This window comes from Pseudarthrobacter sulfonivorans (genome assembly GCF_001484605.1).
Classification (GTDB): Bacteria; Actinomycetota; Actinomycetes; order Actinomycetales; family Micrococcaceae; genus Arthrobacter; species Arthrobacter sulfonivorans_A.
Genome location: NZ_CP013747.1, coordinates 4268116 through 4286417, shown reverse-complemented (window position 1 = coordinate 4286417; position 18302 = coordinate 4268116). Strand labels below are relative to the sequence as shown.

Genomic DNA, 18302 nt, shown 5'->3' with positions numbered 1-18302 from the left:
CAGCCCCTTAAGGCTGACTGGACTGCCGGTCCGTGCTCAGGCCGGACCGGCAGTCCACCACATTTTTCGGCAGCCAGCTGCCCCACACGCGGGACCCCGCCGGACAACCGGATACGGCCTGCCCACCGACAGAGAGTGATCCAATGACACGCAAAGTAGTCATTACCGGTCTGGGTGCCACCACGCCCATCGGCGGCGACGTACCCACCATGTGGAACAACGCGCTGAAGGGGGTCTCCGGTGCCCGCACGCTCGAAGACGAATGGGTCGCCAAGTACGAACTGCCGGTCCACTTCGCCGCCCGCTGCTCCACTCCGGCACTGTCGGTCCTGAGCCGCGTTGAGGCCAAGCGGATGGACCCGTCCACCCAGTTCGGCGTCATCGCCTCCCGTGAAGCCTGGGCCGATTCCGGCATCACCGAGATTGACCCCGACCGCCTTGCCGTCGCCTTCGCCACCGGCATCGGCGGCGTCTGGACCCTGCTGGACGCGTGGGACACCCTGAAGGAAAAGGGCCCGCGCCGCGTACTGCCCATGACGGTGCCCATGCTGATGCCCAACGGCGTCGCAGCAGCCGTCAGCCTTGACCTTGGCGCCCGTGCCGGCGCCCATACCCCCGTTTCGGCCTGCGCGTCGGGCACCGAGGCCCTTCACCTGGGCCTGGAGCTGATCCGCTCCGGCAAGGCCGACGTCGTGATGTGCGGCGGCGCCGAGGCGGCCATTCACCCCATGCCCCTTGCCGCGTTCTCGTCCATGCAGGCGCTTTCCCGCCGCAACGATGACCCCCAGGGCGCCTCACGCCCGTACGATCTGGGCCGCGACGGCTTTGTGATGGGCGAAGGCGCCGGTGCGCTGGTGCTTGAGGCTGAGGAGCATGCCATTGCCCGCGGCGCCCGCATCTACGCCGAACTGGCCGGCACCTCAGTGACGGCCGATGCCTACCACATCACTGCCCCGGACCCCCAGGGCCTGGGCGCCACCCGCGCGCTGAAGGCAGCCATGTTCGACGGCCGGATCCAGGCCGAGGACGTTGTCCACGTCAACGCGCACGCCACCTCCACTCCCGTAGGTGACAAGCCCGAGTACACGGCGCTCCGCGCATCGCTGGGGAACCACATCGACAACGTTGCAGTGTCCGCCACCAAGTCACAGATGGGCCACCTGCTGGGCGCGTCCGGTGCGGTGGAGGCAGTACTCACTGTGCTGGCCGTTTACCACCGCAAGGCCCCGGTCACTATCAACCTCGAGAACCAGGACCCGGAGATCCCGCTCGACGTCGTCACGTCGGCGAGGGATCTGCCGGCAGGCGACATCGTGGCGCTGAGCAACTCGTTCGGCTTCGGCGGCCACAACGCCGTGATCGCTGTCCGCAGCATCTAGCAGCAGCACGGGAACAGCAGGTACCGCAGACAAAGCAGAGGCCCCGCCATGTGGCGGGGCCTCTGCTTTTGCTATGGAGCGCCGCCTTCCGATCCGGCACGGCTTCTGCCGGGACAGCGGACAGGAAGTACGACGTCGTGATGTCCGACGGCGGTCAGCCCACCTGGTGCAGCCAGCGGACCGGTGCGCCCTCGGCTGCGTGGCGGAACGGCTCTAGTTCCTCGTCCCATGCCTCACCCAAGGCCAGGGAAAGCTCGTGGTACACGGCGGAGGGATCGCCGGCACCCGATTCGTAGGCGTAGCGGATGCGGTCCTCTGAGACCATGATGTTGCCGTGGACGTCCGTTGTGGCGTGGAAGATTCCCAGTTCGGGGGTATGCGACCAGCGGCCGCCGTCAACTCCCTGGCTCGGCTCTTCAGTGACCTCGTAGCGAAGATGGGCCCAGCCGCGAAGTGAGGATGCCAGCAGCGATCCGGTGCCTGGGGTTCCTGTCCAGGAGAGCTCGGCGCGGAACATTCCGGGCGCGGCAGGCTGAGGGGTCCACTCTAGATCCGTCCGCTTGTCCACGACGGATCCAATGGCCCACTCAACGTGCGGGCACAGTGCTGTAGGGGCTGAGTGAACAAACAGCACACCGCGGGTCATTGCAACAGACATTCCATCCTCCATAGCTGTAGGTACGTCTTCCCCAACGACCTCTGCCTGGATGAAACTGCCCGGTGCTGTACGTTCCAGCGGCGGTGTTCCCTGATTATTAAGCTGTGTCCGGACTTGCGGGTGACGCGCGAAGCGAAGTAGCTTCAAGCGAAACTTGAAAGTTGCCGGACGTGACTCTTATTGTGCCGTACGCCGCGTAATTACGCCAGTGCGATTCGCCATAGGTGACACGGTCCTGGAATTACCCCGCGTTGGCGGTAATCCCTGGCGCTCAGGCCCGGGGATGGGCCTGCTGGTAGCTGCTCCGGAGCCGTTCAACGGACACATGGGTGTAGATCTGCGTGGTGGCGAGACTGCTGTGGCCCAGTATTTCCTGGACCGCACGAAGATCCGCCCCGCCATCGAGCAGGTGCGTTGCCGCAGTATGCCTCAGCGCGTGCGGGCCGGTCGCCGAGGTGTCGCCCAAAGCTTCGAAGAGAGCATTCACCACGGTCCTGACCTGGCGCTGGTCAACACGGTTTCCTCTGGTGCCCAGGAAAAGCGCCGGTCCGCTGTGGCCGGTGGCCAGGAGCGGCCTGGCCCTGCGGAGCCAGTCGTCCACGGCCACGGCGGCCGGGACGCCATAGGGAACCGTCCGTTCCTTGTTGCCCTTGCCGACCACCCGCAGGGTCCGGCGGTCCGGGTTGAGATCGTCCACATCCAAGGCGGCCAGCTCCCCCACCCGCAGCCCCGTGGCGTATAGGAGCTCCACCATTGCCCGGTTGCGCACCGGCACCGGCGACCCGTCAGCCGCGGCTTCCGCAAGGCTGTTCAGCAGCCTGAGGAGTTGTTGGGACTGCAGCACCCCCGGCAGTGACTTTTCCGCTTTGGGAGCCCTGAGGCGCAAGGCAGGATCGGTCTCGATAAGCTCTTCCCTCATGGCCCACGTGGTGAACGAGCGCGCAGTGGCCGATCTCCGCGCAAGGGTGGCCCGGGATATCCCGGCCTGGCTCTGCGCCCCCAGCCAGCGTCGGAGGGTGCCCAGCTCGAGGCCGGGCAGATCCGTGACACCCTCGGAGGCGGCGTACGCCAGGAGGCTTCGAAGATCGGACAGGTATGCCCGAAGCGTATGCCCGGACCGGGCCCGCTCGGCGGTCAGGTATCTGCCGAAGTCTGCAAGTGCCTGCTCAAGCGCCCGGGACAGTTCCTGATTCTCCACTGTTCCACTGTCCCAGAAGTCGGTGGGCAATCCCGTGCCGGACACAGGCAACTACACGGATTCCTTGGCCCGTTTCCAGCCGCCCCTTTCTGAAGCTGCGAGCCCCAGCAGGCCTAGCCTGCCCAACCCGGCCCGCACGGAGTCCGCACTGAGGCCGGCAACTGCGCAGAGCTTGTCCACGGACGTGGTGGACCGCAGCGGCAGGGCGTCCAGAAGGATCAGATCCTCCAAGGTCAGTCCGTCATGGTCGGCCGCATGCGCTGTCCCGGGCGCCGTAAGCCCCACGCCGCTTGGGGAGGCCAGTTCGGCGATCTCCGCGGCGTCAGTCACGCAGACAGCCCCGCCATCCCGAAGCAGCCGGTGGCAGCCGGCGGAGTTGGCGCTGTGCACGGACCCCGGCACAGCTCCCACCGCGCGGCCAAGCGTCTCCGCGTGGTGGGCCGTGTTCAGCGCACCGGACCGCCAGCGCGCTTCCACCACCACCGTCACTGCGGCCAAGGCCGCGATCAGCCTGTTCCGCTGGAGAAAGCGGTAGCGGGTGGGCGCCGACCCTGGCGGCACCTCTGCGAGCACCGCTCCCTGGTTGCAGACCGCCCTCAGGAGATCCTCGTTGCCGGACGGGTAAAACCGGTCCACACCACCAGCCATCACCGCGATGGTAGGCACCGCCGCTGATCCCCCGGCCAGTGCTGCCCGGTGCGCGTGGGCGTCGATGCCGTACGCGCCCCCGGAAACCACGGTGAAGCCCCGCTGAGCCAAGGAGTAGGCGAGGTCCCCGGTCACCGAGGCGCCGTAGCTGGTGCTGTCGCGGGACCCCACCAGCGCCACGCTCCGGGCCGGACCGGGAAGCTCCTGTTCCAGGCCCCGCCACCAAAGACAGATGGGCTCCTGCATCCCAAGGTCCCCGAGCTGGGCAGGCCAGAGATCATCCGACGGGATGATCAGCCGGCCGCCAAGGCGTGCCATGGTGGCCAGGTCACGCTCGGGCGCCAGATCCGTAATGCGGGGAGCCCAGCGTTTGAGGGAGGCAGCCATGCCCGCCCAGCTGGTTCCGGCGCCGTTGTCCGCCAGCAGTCCGGTGATCTCCCGCTCCAGTGCCGGGCCGGCGGCCGCCTGGCCCGTGGCGATTTTCAAGGCGTCGCGTGCGCCGGTCGCCTGTACTAGGGCCAGTCCGGCCGCGTCCTGCGGTTCCATGAGCCGCGACAGGGCGGCCCGGGCGATCCGTTCGTTGTCCATGTGGTTTCTTCCTTCACGCAGCTGCCGAGGCAGCCTGCCGGAGGCCAAGGGCCTGGCCGATGTCGTTGGTGTCGGGCCTGTCGCGGTGCGACAGGTCCGCCAGGGTCCAGGCCAGCCGGAGAACCCTGTCATAGCCCCTGGCGGTCAGCACGCCCCGCTCCAGTGAGTGGTCCAGGATCCGCGTGGCGCCGGCCGGCAGCCGCAGGGCGCCGCGCAGAATCCGGCCGGGCACCTGCGAGTTCGTTTCCATTCCCAGCGGCCGCAGCCGTTCGGCCTGGCGCCGGCGTGCGTCGCCTACCCTCCGTGCCACGGCGGCTGTGTCTTCTTCGGCGCCCGCCTGGCCGAAGTCGGCCAGTGACACGCGCTCCACCTGCAGCTGGATATCCACCCGGTCCAGCAGCGGACCGGACATCCTGGCCACGTAGCGGCGCCGCATCATAGGCGTGCACGTGCAGTCAAGGCCTTTTCCCGAAGCCTTGCCGCAGGGACAGGGGTTGGCGGCAAGGACCAGCTGGAACCGGGCAGGGTAGGCTGCCGTTCCTGCCGAGCGGTGAATGACCAGCTCCCCGCTCTCCAGGGGCTGGCGAAGGGCGTCCAGGACGCGCCGTTCGTATTCCGGGGCCTCGTCCAGGAACAGGACACCGCGGTGCGCCCGCGACGCCGCACCAGGGCGCGGCAACCCCGATCCCCCGCCGATAATGGCGGCGGCTGTTGCCGAATGATGCGGGTTTTCGAACGGCGGCCGCCGCACAAGCTGAACGGCGGATGAGGGAAGGCCGCAGAGGGAGTGGATGGCAGTGACTTCCATGGCCTCGTTGTCGGCAAGGTCCGGCAGGAGACCGGGAAGTCTTTCGGCCAGCATGGTCTTGCCCGCACCCGGAGGTCCGGTCAGGAGCAGGTGGTGGGCCCCGGCAGCGGCCACCTCGAGTGCACGTCTGGCTTCGCCCTGGCCGGAGACGTCGGCCATGTCAGGAACAGCCTGGGCCCCCGGTTCGGAGTCCCCGTGACCGGCCTCGTCCTCCGGCTCGAAGTCCAGTGCGAGCTCTTGCGGGTCTGCACCGAAGTCGAGCGCCAGCCGCGCCAGCGTGCGATACCCCTTGACGTTGGCTCCGGGGACCAGCGATGCTTCGCCGAGGTTGGCGTGCGCGACCACCACGTCCGGATAGCCGGCCTGTACCGACGCCATCACTGCCGGCAGGATGCCGCGCACCGGCCGAAGCCGGCCATCCAACCCGAGTTCGGCGATGAAGACGGTCCGGCCGGTGGGCTTGATGTCATTTGCGGCCCTCAGGACTGCCATGGTCACGGCAAGGTCGAAGCCGGAACCGCGTTTGGGCAGCGACGCAGGGATGAGGTTGGCCGTGATCTTCCGCCGGCTCAGCGGAATTCCAGAATTTTTGGCCGCGGAACGTATGCGTTCCTTGGCCTCGTTGAGGGCGGCATCCGGGAGGCCCAGGATTACGAATGCCGGCAGGGTCTGGCCAATATCGGCTTCTACCTCGACGATGTACCCGTTCAATCCCACCAGCGCCACGGAGTAGGCCCGGCCCAGCGCCATCTACCCCACCCCCTTGAGGTGTTCCACCAGGGGTTCGCCGCCGCCGTCGTCCACCACGGCAATGACGTCCACGCGCCGTAGCGGCATCCGCAGCTCCCGGTCCCGGCACCATGCCGAACCAAGCCGATGCAGCCGGGCGAGTTTGTCCGGCCCTACAGCTTCGAACGGGTGCCCGTAGTCCAGGGAACGGCGGGTTTTCACCTCTGCGATGACCAGGGCGTCGCCGTCCAGGGCCACAATGTCTATTTCACCCTCGGCGCAGCGCCAGTTGCGTTCCACCACCAGCATGCCGAGCGATTCAAGATAGCCGGCCGCGAGTTCCTCGCCGCGCCGGCCCAACAGGTCTTTGGATTTCATTTCTACCTCCGCAACCAGCCTGCAGGGGCAGGACAGCGGAGGACAGCAGGCTATTCGCGTATGTGGGCAACCCGGGAAAACCGCCCCAATACAGCGGGGCTGTGGAGGAGCAGTGGGCCGGCGTCAGTTGCCGAGGTCAGCGTCCTTCGGGAGGGCGAGTTCCTCGTTGCGGGGCAGTTCTTCGACGTTGACATCCTTGAACGTCAGGACACGGACTGTCTTCACGAACCGTGCCGAACGGTACACATCCCACACCCAGGCATCCTGGAGCGTCAGATCGAAGTAGACCTCGCCGTCGGCGCTTCGGGCCTGCAGGTCCACGTGGTTTGCGAGGTAAAAGCGGCGTTCGGTCTCGACAACGTAACTGAAGAGCCCGACAACATCGCGGTATTCACGGTAGAGCTGCAGCTCCATGTCGGTTTCATAGTTTTCAAGATCCTCTGCACTCATGCTTCCATCTTGCACCATCCAGGGCGCCGCAGTCGCAGCGTCCGCGCCGCATGAGCCCTACACCAGTCCGGCAGGCACTGGAGCGGCACGGAATCAGAGTTCGCCGCCCAGGAGGTTCCAACTCACCCGGTGGTACGGTGTGGCACCGGCGGCGCGGAGCGCGTCCCGGTGAATTGCCGTGGCGTAGCCCTTGTTGACGTCCCAGCCAAACTCGGGGTATTCACTGTGCAGGCCGCGCATCTGCTCGTCGCGTTCCACCTTCGCAATCACGCTGGCTGCGGCCACGCTCAGGCACTGCATGTCCGCCTTGATCTTGGTGTGGACCGGGGCAAGGCACGCGAAATCCATGGGTGGCTCGTCAAACAGGGAAGGCTGCCCGGCGGGCGAGAGCCAGTTGTGGCTGCCATCGAGCAGCACCACATCTGGGCTGATGCCGGCCGCAAGGATGTCCTGCCAGGCGCGCGTACCGGCCAGCCGCAGCGCAGCAATGATCCCCAATGCGTCGATCTCCCGCGCGGAAGCGTGCCCGACGGCGGACGCAACACTCCAGCGTCTGACCAGCGGTTCCAGCCGTTCCCGTTCGGCGGGGCTGAGGAGCTTGCTGTCCCGCACACCGGCCAGGGGCTTCTGGGTATGGAGGTCCACGACTGCGATCCCGACGCTTACAGGTCCTGCCAGCGCCCCCCGGCCCACTTCGTCCACGCCGGCCAGGTAACGGGCGCCCTGCGCTTTGAACGTCCGCTCATGCCGGAGCGTCGGTGCTTTGGAGCGGACCCCGTCCGTCTGGCGGGCTGGAGCCTTGGACTCGGTGGCCGGTATCACTGCGGACACTCCTAGCCTCCCGCAGGCACGTTCCGGAAGACGGCCGGATAATTGTCAAGGACAGTGATCCGGTTCACCGGCCATGCGATGACGGCGGCTTTGCCCTCTACGTCCACGAGGTCGACGAATCCGCCATTGGATTCCAGGTGCGAGCGGGAATCCGCGGAGTGATTCCGGTTATCACCCATGACCCAGACCTTTCCTTCCGGAACAACGACGTCGAAAGCACGGATCTGCGGTGCCTCAGCCCCGTTAACATAGGTTTCATCAATAGGAGATCCGTTGATGGTCAGTTTACCGCCGTCGTCGCAGCAGATCACTTCGTCACCGGGAAGCCCGATGACACGTTTGACGAGGTGCTGCTCGGAGTTGTCCGGCAGCAGTCCCACAAATGTCAGGCCGTCCTGGACCCAGGTGAAAGGTCCATTCGGTTCCTCCGGTGCCGTGCTCAGCCAGCCCTTGGTGTCACGGAAGACCACAACGTCGCCGCGTGAGAGGGAAAACGGCTCCGGAACCAGCAGGTTCACGAAGATGCGGTCGTTGACGTCCAGGGTGCTGACCATGGACTCGGACGGAATATAGAACGCGCGGAACAGGAACGTCTTGATCAGGAAGGACAGCACCACGGCGATCACCACTACCGTGGCAACCTCCTTCAGCCAGACAAAGAGCTGGCTGGGGGCGGCGGGCTCGGAAGTCGGTGCCGCGGATCGCCTGCCGGACAGTGGCGCCGACGGGCTGCCATCCGCCACGCCGTCCGACGCGCCGCCGCCGGAAATCGCGTTGGCGGACATACCGTCGGTGTCGGCACCGGGGGCTCCTTCGCGAGGCGGCTCAGGTGTCCGGGCATTGTTCTCGGGCATTTACTGTCCGTCCTCTGTTGTTGATCCTGCCGCTGGCGGCCGTAGTACTGCAGCAAATCTATCAAGTGGCCAGACGATCTGGACCGGCCTGCCGATGATACGGTCCATTGGCACCATGCCACCGCCGGGCGCACCGAGCAGGCTGCGCGAATCAGCGGACGCCGAGCGGTGGTCACCGAGCAGCCAAAGCCTTCCGTCGGGCACCACGGCGCTGAAGATCTGCGTGCTTGGGCTGTCTCCGTCGAACAGATACGGCTCGTCGAGTGCCTCGCCGTTGACGGTGATCTTTCCGACTTTGTCGCAGCAAACCACGGTGTCCCCCGGCAGGCCGATGACACGTTTGACGTACGTGGTGTCACTGCCGGCCAGGCCAAGCCACTGCCAGGCCGCTACAACGGAATCCAGAACGGGGCCCTTCCCACTGTGCAGGGGAGCAAACGAACCCCGGCCGTCGAAGATCACAATGTCGCCCCGACGGATGGGTTCGGCAAGGAAGTCTGTTTTGGAGACCAGGATGCGGTCCCCGTTCGCAAGGACCGGCTCCATGGATTCAGAAGGTATGTAATAGACATCCAGCCACAGGGAACGGACCAGCCCGCTGATGGCCACGGCCAGGAGAACTGCCAGGAACGCAAAACGCCAGCCCATTCTTCTGGGCTGGCGTTTTGTCTGGTCCATGATCCGTATTCCTGGGGCGCTGTTGCGAAGGGCTCCGGCGCTGGCCTGGTGGGGCTGGGGCCTGCTTTGTAGGTCCCTGGGGACTTACTTCTTGGGCTGGAAGTCGCGCTTTTCCTTGATCTTCGCAGCCTTGCCGCGCAGGTCGCGCATGTAGTACAGCTTCGCGCGGCGCACGTCACCCTTGGAGACAACTTCGATCTTGTCGATGATCGGGGAGTGCACCGGGAAGGTACGCTCCACACCGACGCCGAAGGAGACCTTGCGGATGGTGAAGGTTTCGCGAAGACCGTCGCCGTGGCGGCCCAGGACGAAGCCCTGGAATACCTGGACACGGGAGTTCTTGCCTTCGATGATGTTCACGTGAACCTTGAGGGTGTCACCCGCGCGGAAGACAGGAACATCGGTGCGCAGCGAGGCTGCATCTACGGAATCGAGAATATGCATAATTGCACTCCTGGTGAACGCCACAGGTCATTCACTTTGGGTCACGGCGGGCAAGCCCGGAAGTACCGGAAATTACCGCCGAAAATTAAGTGGGGCCGGTTCCTTCACTGATTGAAGGTCCCGGGGTGTCCAGCTGTTGGTTGCGCTCCCCCTGTGGCAGGTGCGGACCCAGCAGACACAAAGACTAATTTTGCCACACTCGCGGGCCTACAGCCAATCGCCTTGGACCACAGACGCACCGGTTCAGGTTGAGGCGTCGGTTCCAGTGTCCGTGCTGGTATCGGCCTGCCGTCGCGCCAGGAGGTGACCGTCGACGACGTCGTACCCGAGGTCGGCGAAAGCCGTCCGGTCGGCACGTGGCAGCTTCCCGGCGTCGAACGTTTCCAGCAGGTCCGGACGGCGTTCCGCCGTCCGCCGGTACTGCTCGTGGCGGCGCCACTGCGCGATCTTCCCGTGGTTGCCGCTCAGCAGCACTGCCGGGACCTCCCGGTCCCGCCAACTGGCGGGCTTGGTATACACGGGGTATTCCAGCAGCCCGTCCGAATGCGACTCCTCCACCAGGGAATCAGGGTTGCCCACCACGCCGGGCAGCAGCCTGCCGATGGCTTCGACCATGGCCAAAACGGCCACTTCGCCGCCGTTCAGCACATAGTCACCCAGGCTCATGGGGCGCACCGTGAAGTGCTCTTCCGCCCACTCGATGACACGCTCGTCGATGCCCTCATAGCGGCCGCAGGCAAAAACCAGCTGGTCCTCTTCTGCGAGCTCATGGGCCAGGGCCTGGTTGAAGCGCTCCCCTGCCGGCGACGGGACAATCAACACCGGTTTGGCGGGCTCGGCCGCCGTGGCCCCGGCGCCTCCTGCGGCTTCACCGGCTCCGGCGACAGCAGCTGCGGCAACGGCAGCCAACGCCTGCGCCCAAGGCTCAGGCTTCATCACCATGCCGGCGCCGCCGCCGTACGGGGTGTCGTCCACTGAACGGTGCTTGTCGGTGGTGAAATCACGCAGGTCATGGACGCGCAGGTCCAACAGGCCGTCCTGGCGCGCCTTGCCAATGAGCGAGAGCTCCAGGGGCGCCAGGTACTCCGGGAAGATACTGACGACGTCGATTCTCATCTACGCGTTTTCCTCCGCTTCACCGGGGCCGGCTTCGCCGTCGTTGACCTCAAAGAGACCCTCCGGCGGCGTCAGCAGGACGAATCCCTCGGCCACATTGACCTCCGGAACGATCTGCTCCACAAACGGGACAAGGATTTCCTTGCCGTCCGGCATTTCAACCACGAGCAGGTCCTGGACGGGCAAGGTGTGCAGGGCGGCGATCTTGCCGACCACCTGCGACCCGACGCGCGCCTCGAGCCCTACCAGTTCGTGCTCGTACCAGCCTTCGTCGTCGTCCCCGTCCAGCTCTTCGGTTTCGATGAAAAGCTTGGCGCCGCGCAGGGTCTCTGCCTGGTTGCGGGTCTCGATTCCTTCGAATGCGAGCAGCAGGATGTCCTTGTTCCAGCGCGCACCCTCAACAATGAGCGGGCCAGCCGATGCAGGCTCCACCACAAACTCGGTACCGGGAACAAACCGGTCCCCCGGAGCGTCGGTCAGCACCTGGACCGTCACTTCGCCGCGGATTCCATGCGGTTTGCCGATTCGTGCCACCTGAAGCTGCATCTGTTCCTCTGTTTCGGTTGTGGATTCTCCACGGTCTTGTGGTGAAAGCACTCCGGCCCCTCCACCGTTGCTGGTGGAAGGGCCGGAGCAAAAAACTGATGTTGCCGAGCGCTTAGCGGCGGCGGTCGGTGTCGACGACGTCGACCCTGACCGGCTCGCCGTCTGCCAGTGCCGCCACAACGGTGCGCAATGCCCGTGCGGTGCGGCCCTGGCGGCCGATCACCCGTCCCAGGTCATCCTGATGAACACGAACCTCGAGGGTGTCCCCACGGCGGTTGTTCTTCGAGCTGACCTTGACATCTTCCGGCGAATCAACGATTCCCCGGACGAGGTGTTCGAGCGCTTCTGCCAGCAATCTACTCAGCCTCGGTGGTCTCTGCCTCGGCCGGGGCCTCGGCTGCGTCAGACTGCTTCGACTTCTTGGTGATGGCTTCCGGGATGATCACGGAACCCTTTTCCGGGGCAACAAAGGCAGCCTTCGGAGCTTTGGTCTTCAGGGTGCCTTCCTGGCCCGGCAGGCCCTTGAACTTCTGCCAATCACCGGTGATCTTCAGGATCGCGGCAACCTGCTCGGACGGCTGTGCGCCGACGCCGAGCCAGTACTGGGCACGGTCCGTGTCCACCTCGATGTATGAGGGCTCTTCGGTGGGGTGGTACTTGCCGATCTCTTCGATGGCACGGCCGTCACGCTTGGAGCGTGCGTCCATGACGACGATGCGGTAGTACGGTGCGCGCATCTTGCCAAAGCGCTTAAGGCGAATCTTTACGGCCACTTTTGTGGTCACTCCTGTTTCAGAAAAGGGGTGAACCGACGTTCTGCACCCGTGGGGCGGGCCATACTTGAGGGTTCGAAGGACAGGATCCGGACGCGGAGAGAGGGGCCACGCAGATCGAGTACCTGTTTATTGTGCCAGATCAGCGTCCGGATTTCGACTTGACACGTCGGGGTGGGGCAGCCGGGCGGACCCGGCGGGCCACGGCCGGCCTACGACGACCAGACATACACGCCGGTGCGTGCGGCGTCATCGACGGAGTTGGCAAGCTCAGCGAACTGCTGGACATACGTCCGGGCCTCGGCTGCGCCGAACGGCATGTCATCCTGGGCGGCCCACTTTTCAGCGACGTCGTCCAGGACATTGCCTTCGCCTTCAGTCTCGTAGCTGAGCAGGTCGGCGAGCGCACGCACCATGGCCCGCGGGACCCCGAGGAGGGAATCACTGGCCACGTCAACCATGGCCAGTTCGTAGTCCGCGCCACCGGCGTGCACCGCAACGCCGGCAAGATCGCCAAGCTGCTCGATTTCGAAATCGCTGATTCCGGGAATCCGCAGGGCCTGGCCCGCCGGGGAGCCGCCCGCATCCAGGACGTCCGCCCGCTTCAGTGCGGCATTGTGAGTGGAAACAAAAATTTCAGTGAAGCCCATGGGAACAGCCCTCATTCCGTCGACGGTGCGGCCTGGAAGGGCAGCAGCAAGTGCCGCCCCGGCCGTTCAGAATCAGCCTAGTACAAGGCCGGCCGCACATTTGGCATCCGCACTCAGCGGACGGCGACACGGATATTGTTGCGCCACGGGTCCTCGAAGCGAAGCTCGGCGCCCGTGTGGTGCGAGGCCACACCGGCGACCTTCAGGCGGTCGGCGAGCGCTCCGACGTCGTCCCCGGAAGGGACCTCGATGAGCACTTCGCCGAGGCCCAGGGTGTTCTTGCGGGGACCGGCTCCGCGGCTGTTCCAGACGTTCATGGCCATGTGGTGGTGATACCGGCCCGCAGAGACAAACAGCGCCTGCCCGTGCCAGCCGGCGGTCTTTTCGAAGCCCAGCGTGCCCACGTAGAAATCGTGCGCTGACTGGACGTCGCCCACCTGGAGGTGGACGTGGCCCACGCCGGCTTCGCTGGCCCGCTGGCCGGCCACGGATTCCTGGGTCAGGTGCTGCTCGAGGTAGCGCTGCGGCGGCAGTGCCAGGCTGTCCATCACTACATCCTTCCCGTTCCAGGACCAGTTTTCGCGGGGCCTGTCCCAGTACAGTTCGATGCCGTTGCCTTCCGGGTCATTGAAGTAGAAGGCCTCGCTGACGAGGTGGTCGGCGCTGCCGGTGAAGGATCGGGGTTCGTACTGGGCGGCGGTGGCTACTGTGGCGGCCAGCGAAGCCCGGTCGTCAAACAGCAGTGCGGTGTGGAACAGCCCGGCCTCTCCCCTGCCCGGCAGATGCAAGGACGGAGCGGCCGCGAGATGGACCAGCGGGCGTTGAAGGCGGCCAAGATAGACGCCGCCGTCCTGTTCCGCGACGACCTCCAGGCCGAGCGCACGCTGGTAGTAGTCGGTCATCAGCTTCATGTCGCCCACCTTGAGCATCACCGTGCCCATGGAGAGGTCGGCAGGAAGGAGATCCCGGCTGGTGGCTTCTGCAGTCATTTGAACACTCCCGGTCCGTTGGCCTTCGGATGGAAGGCGGCTATGGCTCCAATTTACTTGAAGCTTCAATTTAATTCAAGTGGCGGAGCAGACAGATTGCGACCGCGTACCCGTGATTGCTGTCACCAGGCCACGCTCGGACTGTGGTAGCTTCAACTTGACCACACGGGAGCCCTTGCAGGGGCTGAGATCGGGCTGACGCAGCCTGCGACCGTTGAACCTGTCCGGGTAATGCCGGCGAAGGAAGTGAGTATTCATTGAATACACAAGAAACACAGCTGATCCCTGCCAAAAATGAAGCCGACGTGGATCAAACGCTCCAGCCTGAAACCCAGTCACTGAAGTCCCACTCGCTGGCGTTTGTCACCGATGAGGCCACCGGGATCCGGGTTCCCGTGACCGAGATCGCCCTCGAACCGTCGCCAAACGGCGCGCCGAACGGGCCTTTCCGGACCTACCGCACGGCGGGACCGGGCAGCGATCCGGTGGTGGGCCTCAACCCGTTCCGCTCAGAGTGGATCGCCGCCCGCGGAGACACCGAGCCCTACAGCGGCCGGGAGCGGAACCTGCTCGACGACGGCAAGTCGGCCGTGCGCCGCGGCGCAGCCTCTGCGGAGTGGAAGGGCGCGCAGCCGGTGCCCCGCCGCGCCGTCGGCGGCCGGACCGTCACCCAGATGCACTACGCGCGGCAGGGTGTCATCACCCCCGAGATGCAGTTCATCGCCCTCCGTGAGAATTGCGACGTGGAACTGGTCCGCAGCGAGGTGGCGGCTGGCCGGGCCATCATCCCCAACAACATCAACCACCCGGAATCCGAACCGATGATTATCGGCAAGGCCTTCCTGGTGAAGATCAATGCCAACATCGGCAACTCGGCCGTGACCAGCTCCATCGCCGAGGAAGTGGACAAACTCCAGTGGGCCACGCAGTGGGGCGCAGACACGGTGATGGACCTGTCCACCGGCGATGACATCCACACCACCCGGGAATGGCTCATCCGCAACTCTCCCGTGCCCATCGGGACGGTGCCCATCTACCAGGCGCTGGAGAAGGTCAACGGCGAGGCCAACGCCCTGACGTGGGAGATCTACCGGGACACGGTCATTGAGCAGTGCGAGCAGGGCGTGGACTACATGACCATCCACGCCGGCGTGCTGCTGCGTTACGTGCCGCTGACGGCCAACCGCGTCACCGGCATCGTCTCCCGGGGCGGCGCGATCATGGCCGGCTGGTGCCTGGCCCACCACCAGGAGAACTTCCTGTACACGCACTTCGACGAGTTGTGCGGGATCTTCGCCAAGTACGACGTCGCGTTCTCCCTGGGCGACGGACTGCGCCCGGGAGCGACGGCGGACGCCAACGACGCCGCCCAGTTCGCCGAGCTGGACACGCTGGCCGAACTGACCCAGCGGGCGTGGGAATTCGATGTGCAGGTCATGGTGGAAGGTCCCGGGCACGTCCCGTTCCATCTGGTGCGGGAGAATGTGGAACGCCAGCAGGAACTCTGCAAGGGCGCCCCGTTCTACACCCTGGGGCCGCTGGTTACTGATATTGCCCCGGGCTATGACCACATCACGTCCGCCATCGGCGCCACGGAAATCGCCCGGTACGGCACGGCGATGCTTTGTTACGTCACGCCCAAGGAACACCTTGGCCTCCCGAACAAGGACGACGTGAAGACCGGTGTGATCACCTACAAGATCGCCGCCCACGCAGCAGACCTTGCCAAAGGCCACCCCGGCGCCCATGAACGGGATGATGCCCTGTCCAAGGCCAGGTTCGAGTTCCGCTGGCGCGACCAGTTCGCGCTGTCCCTGGACCCGGTCACGGCGGAGGCCTTCCATGACGAGACGCTGCCCGCCGAACCGGCCAAAACCGCCCACTTCTGCTCCATGTGCGGCCCGAAGTTCTGCTCGATGAAGATCAGCCAGGACATCAGGGACGAATACGGTTCCGCCGATTCGCAGGCGGCCATCGCCGAGGCCTACAGCGGGATGCGCGAAAAGAGTGCGGAGTTCCTGGCCGCCGGCGGAAAGGTCTACCTCCCCGAGCTTCGGATCCCGGCCGGGAACTGACGCTCAGGAAGCCTGAGCCGAGCGTGACCTGCCGACGTCGGCGATGAAGGACCGGATGGCACGGTCACCTTCGGCAGAGTCCTGGGGCCGGTGTCCTCCCGCAGCGATGCGGTGCAGGGCACCGGTTTCCTGCAGATATCCGGCGATTTCCTCGTAGAGCGGTTCCCACCCACCCGTCAGGACCATAGTGGGGACGCCCGGAACTATGTGCAGCGGGGCCTCCCAGGACGGCGCCTGCAACCGGAGCCGGCGCGCCGACCGTTTTTCCTCCGGCGTGGCGGGCTCCTGCAGGTCCGCCGCGAACATTCGCCGCACGAACTCACGCTGGAAGTCTTCATCGCTGAGCTGGTGCCGGACGTCGAACAGCGGTTGCATCAGGGCGCGGTGTGCGGCCGTGGCCGGCAGTTCGGCGGTCAGGGACAGGCACGCCGGTTCTACCAGCGTGAGGGAATACACCAGCTCGGGGCGTTCGACGGCAGCCATCATGGCCGCAATCGCGCCCTCGGCGTGGGCGACGACATGGCCCCCAGCGGCCCCGCGGCCGTCATCGGCAAGTGAGCGCAGGATGATGGCGGTATCTTCGGAGAACGAGGACTCCACGGGTTCAGCGACGGGGTCAAAACCGTGCCGCCGCAGGAACAGGGCGTCGTACGTCAGCGCCATGCCGTGCTGGCGCAGCCACGCCGCGGCACCGAAAGGTCCGGCGCCGTGCACGAACACTACCCGCTGTTTGAACATGACCCAACCCTATTCCACGGCACCGACATCCCAATTGGGCAGCAGCCAGTGTCGTTATGAGTGCCCACAACGACGCCTGCTGCTACCCAGTCGGGAGGGGTGGTTACTTGCCGAGGAACTTGTCGAATCCCTTGGGCAGGTTCAGCTGCGACGGGTCGAAGTCGCCGCCCGGCTGGCCGAACGCTGCCCCCGTGGGGAGCGCCTTCGCCGCGCCGGCCCGCCGGGCCTCGGCGTCCTTCAGCTCCTGGGCAGCCTTGGCAGGGTTGCCTGAGCGGGCCTTCTTCTTCGGGGCGTTCTTGCCGCCCTTCCGCGCACCGCCGGGGCCGCCCATGCCAGGCATCCCGGGCATTCCGGGCATGCCGCCGCCCTGGGCCATCTTCTTCATCATCTTCTGGGCCTGGCCGAAGCGCTCCAGCAGGCCGTTGACCTCGGAGACATGCACGCCGGAACCCCGGGCAATGCGTGCCCGGCGGGAGCCGTTGATGATCTTCGGGGCGACGCGTTCGTGCGGCGTCATGGAACGCACGATCGCTTCGACACGGTCGATCTCGCGCTCGTCAAAGTTCTCCAGCTGCTCGCGGATGTTCTGCGCACCGGGCATCATCATGAGCATCTTCTTCATGGAGCCCATGTTGCGGATCTGCTGCATCTGGGAGAGGAAGTCGTCCAGGGTGAAGTCTTCCTGGTCGGCGAATTTCTTCGCCATCCGGGCGGCTTCGTCCTTGTCCCAGTTCTTTTCGGCCTGCTCAATCAGGGTGAGGACGTCACCCATGTCCAGGATGCGGGAGGCCATGCGGTCCGGATGGAACAGCTCAAAGTCATCCACGCCTTCGCCGGTGGAGGCGAACATAACCGGCTTACCGGTGACCGACGCAACCGAGAGTGCGGCACCGCCGCGGGCGTCGCCGTCGAGCTTTGACAGCACGATTCCGGTGAAGTTCACACCCTCGTCAAACGCCACAGCCGTGTTCACGGCGTCCTGCCCGATCATGGCGTCGATCACGAACAGCACTTCATTGGGGACGATGGCGCGGCGGATCTCGCTCGCCTGCTCCATCATCTCGGCGTCAACACCGAGGCGCCCGGCGGTGTCAACAATCACGACGTCGTGCAGCTTCTGGCGCGCTTCCTCAACGCCGGCGCGGGCGACGGCGACCGGGTCACCGGCGGGGTGCTCCAGTTCCGAAGTGGCTCCGGGGTGCGGCGCGAAAACGGGCACGCCAGCACGCTGGCCGACAACCTGGAGCTGGGTGACGGCATTGGGCCGCTGGAGATCACATGCCACCAGCAGGGGGCTGTGGCCTTGGGCCTTGAGCCATTTGGCGAGCTTGCCCGCCAGGGTGGTCTTACCGGCACCCTGGAGGCCGGCCAGCATGATGATGGTGGGACCGGTCTTGGCAAGGCGGATCCGGCGGGTCTCGCCACCGAGGATCTCAACGAGTTCCTCATTGACGATCTTGACGATCTGCTGGCTGGGGTTCAGCGCCCCCGATACCTCTGCCCCGAGGGCACGCTCGCGGACGCGGGCCGTAAACTCACGCACCACGGGCACGGCGACATCGGCATCCAGGAGGGCGCGGCGGATCTCCCGGACTGTGGCATCGACGTCGGCCTCAGTGAGGCGGCCCTTGCCACGGAGATTCTTGAAGGTTGCTGTCAACCGGTCAGAGAGTGAATTGAACACGCGCCGCGCACTTCTTTCAGTGGATTTACAGGGGGGACTCGACTATCTAGGGTACCAAGTCGGGCTTGCCGGATGGCATGCTGGCAGG

The 18302-nt window shown here is 65.6% G+C and carries 20 protein-coding genes and 1 riboswitch; of the genes, 2 read left to right on the top strand and 18 right to left on the bottom strand.

The window, feature by feature from the left end:
- The first annotated feature begins 143 nt into the window (after positions 1 to 143).
- Positions 144 to 1379 carry a beta-ketoacyl-[acyl-carrier-protein] synthase family protein gene (locus AU252_RS19460; protein ID WP_058932122.1) on the top strand — a complete coding sequence of 412 codons (1236 nt, stop codon included), beginning with the start codon at positions 144 to 146 and terminating at the stop codon, positions 1377 to 1379.
- 154 nt (positions 1380 to 1533) lie between these two features.
- Here the strand turns inward: AU252_RS19460 and AU252_RS19455 are convergent, their stop codons facing one another.
- The 16 genes from AU252_RS19455 to AU252_RS19380 all read right to left on the bottom strand — a co-directional run bounded on the left by AU252_RS19455 (position 1534) and on the right by AU252_RS19380 (position 13717).
- Complete coding sequence (locus tag AU252_RS19455) at positions 1534 to 2037, bottom strand: DUF3145 domain-containing protein (RefSeq protein WP_056349065.1); 504 nt, start codon at positions 2035 to 2037, stop codon at positions 1534 to 1536.
- A gap of 271 nt (positions 2038 to 2308) precedes the next feature.
- Positions 2309 to 3235, bottom strand: a complete 927-nt coding sequence (locus tag AU252_RS19450; RefSeq protein ID WP_058933067.1) for a tyrosine recombinase XerC — start codon at positions 3233 to 3235, stop codon at positions 2309 to 2311.
- Positions 3236 to 3286: 51 nt separating this feature from the next.
- Positions 3287 to 4471: a DNA-processing protein DprA gene (gene dprA / locus AU252_RS19445; RefSeq protein WP_058932121.1), complete on the bottom strand. Its 1185-nt coding sequence runs from the start codon at positions 4469 to 4471 to the stop codon at positions 3287 to 3289.
- Positions 4472 to 4484: 13 nt separating this feature from the next.
- Positions 4485 to 6029, bottom strand: coding sequence for a YifB family Mg chelatase-like AAA ATPase (locus AU252_RS19440; protein ID WP_058932120.1), 1545 nt, complete (start codon positions 6027 to 6029; stop codon positions 4485 to 4487).
- Positions 6030 to 6386 (bottom strand): YraN family protein, encoded by a 357-nt coding sequence (locus AU252_RS19435; RefSeq protein ID WP_056349077.1) that lies wholly within the window; start codon positions 6384 to 6386, stop codon positions 6030 to 6032. It abuts the gene before it with no gap.
- A gap of 123 nt (positions 6387 to 6509) precedes the next feature.
- Positions 6510 to 6836 (bottom strand): DUF2469 domain-containing protein, encoded by a 327-nt coding sequence (locus tag AU252_RS19430; protein ID WP_056349080.1) that lies wholly within the window; start codon positions 6834 to 6836, stop codon positions 6510 to 6512.
- A 93-nt stretch (positions 6837 to 6929) separates the two neighbouring features.
- Positions 6930 to 7658, bottom strand: coding sequence for a ribonuclease HII (locus AU252_RS19425; RefSeq protein WP_430929487.1), 729 nt, complete (start codon positions 7656 to 7658; stop codon positions 6930 to 6932).
- A gap of 11 nt (positions 7659 to 7669) precedes the next feature.
- The gene (lepB, locus tag AU252_RS19420) at positions 7670 to 8521 is read right to left on the bottom strand and encodes a signal peptidase I (RefSeq protein ID WP_058932119.1); all 852 of its coding nucleotides are present in this window, start codon (positions 8519 to 8521) and stop codon (positions 7670 to 7672) included.
- Positions 8522 to 9199, bottom strand: coding sequence for a signal peptidase I (gene lepB / locus AU252_RS19415; protein ID WP_058932118.1), 678 nt, complete (start codon positions 9197 to 9199; stop codon positions 8522 to 8524). It abuts the gene before it with no gap.
- Positions 9200 to 9283: 84 nt separating this feature from the next.
- Entirely contained in the window at positions 9284 to 9643 is a 360-nt protein-coding gene (rplS, locus tag AU252_RS19410; protein ID WP_056349088.1) for a 50S ribosomal protein L19, read from the bottom strand.
- A 243-nt stretch (positions 9644 to 9886) separates the two neighbouring features.
- Entirely contained in the window at positions 9887 to 10759 is an 873-nt protein-coding gene (gene trmD, locus AU252_RS19405; RefSeq protein WP_058932117.1) for a tRNA (guanosine(37)-N1)-methyltransferase TrmD, read from the bottom strand.
- Positions 10760 to 11305, bottom strand: coding sequence for a ribosome maturation factor RimM (rimM, locus tag AU252_RS19400; protein WP_083510480.1), 546 nt, complete (start codon positions 11303 to 11305; stop codon positions 10760 to 10762). It lies immediately after the preceding gene.
- Between the two features lie 112 nt (positions 11306 to 11417).
- On the bottom strand, positions 11418 to 11660 hold the full coding sequence (locus AU252_RS19395) for an RNA-binding protein (RefSeq protein ID WP_056349097.1): 243 nt from the start codon (positions 11658 to 11660) through the stop codon (positions 11418 to 11420).
- Between the two features lies 1 nt (position 11661).
- Positions 11662 to 12078 (bottom strand): 30S ribosomal protein S16, encoded by a 417-nt coding sequence (gene rpsP / locus AU252_RS19390; protein ID WP_056349101.1) that lies wholly within the window; start codon positions 12076 to 12078, stop codon positions 11662 to 11664.
- A gap of 212 nt (positions 12079 to 12290) precedes the next feature.
- Entirely contained in the window at positions 12291 to 12728 is a 438-nt protein-coding gene (locus tag AU252_RS19385; RefSeq protein ID WP_205630596.1) for a hypothetical protein, read from the bottom strand.
- Between the two features lie 113 nt (positions 12729 to 12841).
- Positions 12842 to 13717 carry a VOC family protein gene (locus AU252_RS19380; RefSeq protein WP_058932114.1) on the bottom strand — a complete coding sequence of 292 codons (876 nt, stop codon included), beginning with the start codon at positions 13715 to 13717 and terminating at the stop codon, positions 12842 to 12844.
- A 155-nt stretch (positions 13718 to 13872) separates the two neighbouring features.
- A riboswitch (TPP riboswitch) is annotated at positions 13873 to 13980 on the top strand.
- Between AU252_RS19380 and thiC the strand changes: the two genes are divergently transcribed.
- The gene (gene thiC / locus AU252_RS19375) at positions 13975 to 15792 is read left to right on the top strand and encodes a phosphomethylpyrimidine synthase ThiC (RefSeq protein WP_058932113.1); all 1818 of its coding nucleotides are present in this window, start codon (positions 13975 to 13977) and stop codon (positions 15790 to 15792) included. Its footprint overlaps the riboswitch before it by 6 nt.
- 3 nt (positions 15793 to 15795) lie before the next feature.
- On the opposite strand, the gene AU252_RS19370 is transcribed toward thiC, so the two are convergent.
- Together AU252_RS19370 and ffh are read right to left on the bottom strand one after the other, a co-directional pair.
- Positions 15796 to 16530: an alpha/beta hydrolase gene (locus AU252_RS19370; RefSeq protein WP_058932112.1), complete on the bottom strand. Its 735-nt coding sequence runs from the start codon at positions 16528 to 16530 to the stop codon at positions 15796 to 15798.
- Between the two features lie 103 nt (positions 16531 to 16633).
- A complete protein-coding gene (ffh, locus tag AU252_RS19365) occupies positions 16634 to 18214 on the bottom strand; it encodes a signal recognition particle protein (protein ID WP_058932111.1) in 1581 nt (526 codons plus the stop codon).
- Positions 18215 to 18302: the final 88 nt, after the last annotated feature.

Excerpts from the sequence above, each read along its gene's own strand:
- AU252_RS19460 (WP_058932122.1), top strand. The coding sequence starts at position 144 with ATGACACGCAAAGTAGTCATTACCGGTCTGGGTGCCACCACGCCCATC.
- AU252_RS19455 (WP_056349065.1), bottom strand. The coding sequence starts at position 2,037 with ATGTCTGTTGCAATGACCCGCGGTGTGCTGTTTGTTCACTCAGCCCCT.
- dprA (WP_058932121.1), bottom strand. The coding sequence starts at position 4,471 with ATGGACAACGAACGGATCGCCCGGGCCGCCCTGTCGCGGCTCATGGAA.
- AU252_RS19440 (WP_058932120.1), bottom strand. The coding sequence starts at position 6,029 with ATGGCGCTGGGCCGGGCCTACTCCGTGGCGCTGGTGGGATTGAACGGG.
- AU252_RS19435 (WP_056349077.1), bottom strand. The coding sequence starts at position 6,386 with ATGAAATCCAAAGACCTGTTGGGCCGGCGCGGCGAGGAACTCGCGGCC.
- AU252_RS19430 (WP_056349080.1), bottom strand. The coding sequence starts at position 6,836 with ATGAGTGCAGAGGATCTTGAAAACTATGAAACCGACATGGAGCTGCAG.
- lepB (WP_058932119.1), bottom strand. The coding sequence starts at position 8,521 with ATGCCCGAGAACAATGCCCGGACACCTGAGCCGCCTCGCGAAGGAGCC.
- lepB (WP_058932118.1), bottom strand. The coding sequence starts at position 9,199 with ATGGACCAGACAAAACGCCAGCCCAGAAGAATGGGCTGGCGTTTTGCG.
- rplS (WP_056349088.1), bottom strand. The coding sequence starts at position 9,643 with ATGCATATTCTCGATTCCGTAGATGCAGCCTCGCTGCGCACCGATGTT.
- trmD (WP_058932117.1), bottom strand. The coding sequence starts at position 10,759 with ATGAGAATCGACGTCGTCAGTATCTTCCCGGAGTACCTGGCGCCCCTG.
- rimM (WP_083510480.1), bottom strand. The coding sequence starts at position 11,305 with ATGCAGCTTCAGGTGGCACGAATCGGCAAACCGCATGGAATCCGCGGC.
- AU252_RS19385 (WP_205630596.1), bottom strand. The coding sequence starts at position 12,728 with ATGGGCTTCACTGAAATTTTTGTTTCCACTCACAATGCCGCACTGAAG.
- AU252_RS19380 (WP_058932114.1), bottom strand. The coding sequence starts at position 13,717 with ATGACTGCAGAAGCCACCAGCCGGGATCTCCTTCCTGCCGACCTCTCC.
- AU252_RS19370 (WP_058932112.1), bottom strand. The coding sequence starts at position 16,530 with ATGTTCAAACAGCGGGTAGTGTTCGTGCACGGCGCCGGACCTTTCGGT.